Here is a 3,491-nt window from a genome sequence, read left to right as displayed (position 1 = left end):
CGATTTCCGCAATATTGAAAATGCGGATCTCGCTTTATCCCCCGGCTTTAACTTCCTGGTTGGCGCGAACGGCAGCGGCAAAACCAGTGTCCTGGAAGCCATCTATACGCTCGGCCATGGCCGGGCGTTTCGCAGTTTGCAGATTGGCCGCGTGATTCGCCACGAGCAGGAGTCGTTTGTTTTACACGGACGTTTGCAGGGAGAAGAGCGTGAGACGTCGATTGGTCTGACGAAAGACAAACTGGGCGACAGCAAAGTGCGCATTGACGGCACTGACGGGCACAAGGTCGCTGAACTGGCGCACCTGATGCCGATGCAGCTGATCACGCCAGAGGGGTTTACTTTACTCAACGGCGGCCCCAAATACAGAAGAGCATTTCTTGACTGGGGATGCTTTCACAATGAAGCCGGATTTTTCACCGCCTGGAGCAACCTGAAGCGACTGCTCAAGCAGCGCAATGCGGCACTGCGCCAGGTGAGTCGTTATGAGCAACTGCGCCCGTGGGATAGAGAACTTATTCCGCTGGCGGAACAAATCAGCACCTGGCGCGCGGAGTACAGCGCGGGTATCGCGCAGGATATGGCGGATACCTGCCAGCAGTTTCTTCCCGAGTTTTCTCTCTCGTTCTCTTTCCAGCGTGGTTGGGAGAAGGAGACAGATTATGCCGAGGTGCTGGAACGCGGTTTTGAACGCGATCGCATGTTGACCTACACCGCACACGGCCCGCATAAGGCGGATTTCCGCATTCGTGCCGACGGTGCGCCGGTAGAAGACACGTTGTCGCGTGGGCAGCTAAAACTGCTAATGTGCGCCTTACGTCTGGCGCAAGGGGAGTTCCTGACCCGTGAAAGCGGACGGCGCTGCCTGTACCTGATAGATGATTTTGCCTCTGAACTGGATGATGCGCGTCGCGGGCTGCTGGCCAGCCGCTTAAAAGCCACGCAATCTCAGGTCTTTGTCAGCGCAATCAGCGCTGAACACGTTATAGACATGTCCGATGAAAATTCGAAGATGTTTACCGTGGAAAAGGGTAAAATAACGGATTAACCCAAGATAAAATGAGCGAGAAACGTTGATGTCGAATTCTTATGACTCCTCCAGTATCAAAGTCCTGAAAGGGCTGGATGCGGTGCGTAAGCGCCCGGGTATGTATATCGGCGACACGGATGACGGCACCGGTCTGCACCACATGGTATTCGAGGTGGTAGATAACGCTATCGACGAAGCGCTCGCGGGTCACTGTAAAGATATCGTGGTAACGATTCACGCGGACAACTCCGTGTCTGTTACCGATGATGGCCGTGGTATCCCAACCGGTATTCACCCGGAAGAGGGCGTTTCGGCGGCGGAAGTTATCATGACTGTTCTGCATGCAGGCGGTAAATTCGATGATAACTCCTATAAAGTTTCCGGTGGTTTGCACGGCGTAGGTGTCTCCGTCGTTAACGCCCTGTCGCAGAAACTGGAGCTGGTGATTCGTCGTGAAGGCAAAGTGCATCAGCAAACTTACGTGCATGGTGTGCCGCAGGCGCCGCTGGCGGTAACAGGCGAAACGGAAGTAACGGGTACTCAGGTCCGTTTCTGGCCAAGCCATGAAACCTTCACTAACGTGACCGAGTTCGAATACGACATTCTGGCGAAGCGTCTGCGCGAGCTGTCATTCCTGAACTCTGGCGTCTCTATTCGTCTGCGCGATAAGCGCGACGGCAAAGAAGATCATTTCCACTACGAAGGCGGCATTAAGGCGTTTGTTGAATATCTCAACAAAAACAAAACGCCGATCCACCCGAATATCTTCTACTTCTCCACCGAAAAAGACGGTATCGGCGTTGAAGTTGCGCTGCAGTGGAACGACGGCTTCCAGGAAAATATCTACTGCTTCACCAACAACATTCCGCAGCGTGACGGCGGGACTCACCTTGCAGGCTTCCGTGCGGCGATGACCCGTACCCTGAACGCCTACATGGACAAAGAAGGCTACAGCAAAAAAGCCAAAGTCAGCGCTACCGGTGACGATGCCCGTGAAGGCCTGATTGCGGTGGTTTCCGTGAAAGTGCCGGATCCGAAATTCTCCTCGCAGACCAAAGACAAACTGGTCTCCTCTGAGGTGAAATCGGCGGTTGAACAGCAGATGAACGAACTGCTGAGCGAATACCTGCTGGAAAACCCGTCTGACGCGAAAATCGTCGTCGGCAAGATTATCGATGCGGCCCGTGCCCGTGAAGCAGCACGTCGCGCGCGTGAAATGACCCGTCGTAAAGGCGCGCTGGACTTAGCTGGTCTGCCGGGCAAACTGGCGGACTGTCAGGAACGTGACCCGGCGCTGTCTGAACTGTACCTGGTGGAAGGGGACTCCGCGGGCGGCTCTGCGAAGCAGGGGCGTAACCGTAAGAACCAGGCGATTCTGCCGCTGAAGGGTAAAATCCTCAACGTCGAGAAAGCGCGTTTCGACAAAATGCTCTCCTCACAGGAATTGGCGACGCTGATTACCGCGCTCGGCTGCGGCATTGGTCGCGACGAGTACAACCCGGACAAACTGCGTTATCACAGCATCATCATCATGACCGATGCGGACGTCGACGGCTCGCACATTCGTACGCTGCTGTTGACCTTCTTCTATCGTCAGATGCCGGAAATCGTTGAACGCGGCCACGTTTACATTGCGCAGCCACCGCTGTACAAAGTGAAGAAAGGCAAGCAGGAACAGTACATCAAAGACGATGAAGCGATGGATCAATACCAGATCTCTATCGCTCTGGATGGCGCAACGCTGCACACCAACGCCAGCGCGCCTGCCCTTTCAGGTGAGTCGTTAGAGAAACTGGTTTCTGAATACAACGCGACGCAGAAAATGATTGGCCGTATGGAACGTCGTTTCCCGAAAGCGCTGCTGAAAGAGCTGGTTTATCAACCGACGCTGCCGGAAGCTGATTTGGCGAACGAACAGAACGTTACCCGTTGGGTTAACGCGCTGATTACCGAGCTGAACGAAAAAGAACAGCACGGTAGCCTGTGGAAGTTTGATGTTCACCATAACGCAGAGCAGAATCTGTTTGAGCCGATTGTACGCGTACGTACTCACGGTGTGGATACCGACTATGTGCTGGATCACGAGTTTGTGACCGGTGGCGAGTACCATCGTATTTGCACGCTCGGTGAGAAGTTGCGCGGGCTGATCGAAGACGATGCGTTTATCGAACGTGGCGAGCGTCGCCAGCCAGTGGCCAGCTTTGAGCAGGCGCTGGAATGGCTGCAGAAAGAGTCTCGTCGCGGTCTCGCTATCCAGCGTTATAAAGGTCTGGGCGAGATGAACCCGGAACAGCTGTGGGAAACGACCATGGATCCGGAAAGCCGTCGCATGTTGCGCGTTACTGTGAAGGATGCGATTGCCGCTGACCAGCTGTTCACCACCCTGATGGGCGATGCCGTCGAACCACGCCGCGCATTTATCGAAGAAAACGCCCTGAAAGCGGCGAACATCGATATCTGA

Annotated in this window: 2 protein-coding genes; both read left to right on the top strand. The window is 54.7% G+C overall.

What is annotated here, in order from left to right:
* On the top strand, positions 1 to 1,048 hold a 1,048-nt coding region (gene recF, locus JSN25_RS05765; RefSeq protein ID WP_204525520.1), incomplete at its 5' end, for a DNA replication/repair protein RecF.
* Between the two features lie 28 nt (positions 1,049 to 1,076).
* A complete protein-coding gene (gene gyrB, locus JSN25_RS05760) occupies positions 1,077 to 3,491 on the top strand; it encodes a DNA topoisomerase (ATP-hydrolyzing) subunit B (protein ID WP_204525519.1) in 2,415 nt (804 codons plus the stop codon).

The organism is Citrobacter cronae (assembly GCF_016893685.1).
Taxonomy (GTDB): domain Bacteria; phylum Pseudomonadota; class Gammaproteobacteria; order Enterobacterales; family Enterobacteriaceae; genus Citrobacter; species Citrobacter werkmanii.
This window is presented reverse-complemented; position numbering and strand designations above follow the sequence as displayed.